Annotated in this window: 3 protein-coding genes; all 3 read right to left on the reverse strand. The window is 68.2% G+C overall.

The window, feature by feature from the left end; translation table 11 throughout:
- Positions 1 to 168: 168 nt before the first annotated feature.
- The 3 genes from G372_RS0100050 to nusB are packed head-to-tail and all read right to left on the reverse strand — an operon-like array spanning position 169 to position 2,301.
- A complete protein-coding gene (locus G372_RS0100050; RefSeq protein WP_019624824.1) occupies positions 169 to 714 on the reverse strand; it encodes a phosphatidylglycerophosphatase A family protein in 546 nt (181 codons plus the stop codon).
- Between the two features lie 38 nt (positions 715 to 752).
- A complete protein-coding gene (gene thiL / locus G372_RS0100055; protein WP_019624823.1) occupies positions 753 to 1,727 on the reverse strand; it encodes a thiamine-phosphate kinase in 975 nt (324 codons plus the stop codon).
- Positions 1,728 to 1,749: 22 nt separating this feature from the next.
- Entirely contained in the window at positions 1,750 to 2,301 is a 552-nt protein-coding gene (gene nusB, locus G372_RS0100060) for a transcription antitermination factor NusB (protein ID WP_081621292.1), read from the reverse strand.
- Positions 2,302 to 2,398 lie beyond the last annotated feature (97 nt).

Raw genomic sequence — 2,398 nt, forward strand, 5'->3', positions numbered from 1 at the left:
CTCCTGCACATCGCCTTCGGCGTCCTCAAGTCGCAAACCCCGTATCAACCCCGAAATGACACGCCTTGCCCCTCATAGGGCAAGACGGTATCTACAGCGCGCCACCAACCTCGTAGGATGGGATGAGCGAAGCGAATCCCATCAACAGGCATCACCACGGCGAGCCGACTACTGCACGAAGAACTGCTGGAACAGCGCCGCGAGGATCACCAGCGCGAACCCGGCATAGAGGCCGGCGACCACGTCATCCATCATGATCCCGTGGCCATCCTTCCACTTGGCGTCGAAGTAGTTGGCCGGCCACGGCTTGAGGATGTCGAACAGCCGGAACAGCAGGAACCCGATCACGATCCAGACCAGCCCCGCGGGTGCGAAGGCCAGGGTAATCAGCATCCCCGCCCATTCGTCCCAGACAATCCCGGGATGGTCGTGCACGCCCAGCCGGCGCGCGCTCTCCCCGCAGATGTGGAACCCCGCCATGACCACGAGCACGGTGACGGCCAGATACGCCCACTCCGGGAAGTTCATGATCGCGAAGTAGAGCACCAGCGCGCCGAGCGACCCGGTCGTCCCCGGTGCCCAGCGCGACAGGCCACTCCCGAACCCGAAGGCCAGCAGGTGGATCGGGTCGGTAAACACCGTCTTCGCCGACGGCATCTTCGGCTTTGAGCTGTGAGCGGGCGCCGCACCGGCGCCGGTCTTCTTCCTGGCCATGACGTCCCTTGGCTTGGATAGGCTTGTGTCTATGCAGGCTAACCCGCGAAATGATCGTGGCCCCGGCGCGCGACGTCCAGCCGCGCGCCTTCGGCATCCACCACCTCGATCTCGCTGCCGCTGGTGAACTCGCCGATCACGGTCAGCGAGGTGCGCACGCTCAGGCTCAGCAGCTCCAGCGGCTCGGTCGGCGGCAGGGCAAACAGCAGTTCGTAGTCCTCGCCACCGGCCAGCGCCCAATCGCGAACCACTTCCTCGGGCTGCCCTTCCAGCAGCGGGTCGACCGGCACCTGCGACCAGTCGACCCGGGCACCACAGCCGGATGCCGCACACAAGTGCCCAAGATCGGCCAGCAGGCCGTCCGAGATATCGATCACGGCGCGCGCCCGATTGCGCAGGCCGCGCCCCAGTGCCAGGCGCGCATTCGGCCAGAACAGGCGGGCGCAATCCGGGGACTGCTCATCCGTCGGCTGGCCCTGCTCGCGGCGCTGCTGCTCGAAGGCCAGCCCGCCGGCCGCCCCGCCCAGCGCGCCGCTGACCACCAGTCGGTCGCCGGGGCGGGCACCGGCACGCCGCAGGGCCTGTCCGGCCGGGACCTGTCCCAGCACGGTCACGCTGATCGCCCCGGGACCACGGGTCGTATCACCACCGACCAGCGGAACCGAGGCCTGTTCGGCCAGCGCCAGAAACCCGCGGCTGAAGGCCGCCAGCCAGTCATGGTCGACGGAAGGCAGGGTCAGGGACAGGACCGCCCCCAGTGGATCGGCCCCCATCGCGGCGAGATCGCTCAGGTTGGCGGCCAGGGCCTTGTGCCCGAGGCTGGCCGGCGGGTGGTCGGGGAAGTAATGCGTGCCCTCGACCAGGGTGTCGACCGTGACAACCAGCTCCTGACCGGCCTGTACTCCAAGCAGCGCCGCGTCATCGCCAATGCCCAGAAGCACGTCCGGGCTGGTCCTGGCCGGCTCGGCAAAGTAGCGCCGGATCAGATCGAATTCGGAGTCGGGACCGGTCATGGCGAGAGGCGGCCCACGGGAATCAGCGCTGGGTGGAACGCTCGGGGCCACGCAGGTCGGCAGAGAGCCGATCCAGCACCCCGTTGATGTAGCGGTGCGACTGCTCGGCGCCGAAACGCTTGGCCAGATCCACCGCCTCGTTGATCACGACGCGGTAGGGCACATCGATGCGCTCGGCGAGCTCCCACTGGCCGAGCCACAGCAGGGCCCGTTCGACCGGATCCAGCTGGTCCAGCGGGCGGCCCAGGTACGGCTCCATGCGGGCATCGAGCGCCTCGCGGTTGCGGGTCACGCCGATCAGGATCTCGCGGAAGTACTCGGCATCCGCCTTGGCGTGCTCCTCGTCGTCGCGAAACTCGGCCAGGATGTCCTTGGGCTCGGCCGCCGTCATCTGCCAGGAATAAAGCGCCTGCATGGCACGGCGCCGCGCGACCGAGCGTGCGTGGCGGGCACGCTGCTCGGGCGTGCTGCGCGGGCGCTTGCCACGCCCGCCCTTGCCCGTGGGCTGCGAAGGATTCCGGGATTCACTCACGGCGTGCAGGGGACCCACCCGCTTAGGGAAACACTGATCCATGGACACGCTCGCGCTCGAGTCGCTTTTGCGTGCGAACAAGGCGCGGTGACTGCCGTGCAGTCATTCTGCACAAGGGAGCCGCAACGCCGTGCGCGCG

Origin of the sequence: Thioalkalivibrio thiocyanoxidans ARh2, from assembly GCF_000385215.1 — a bacterium.
Taxonomy (GTDB): Bacteria; Pseudomonadota; Gammaproteobacteria; order Ectothiorhodospirales; family Ectothiorhodospiraceae; genus Thioalkalivibrio; species Thioalkalivibrio thiocyanoxidans.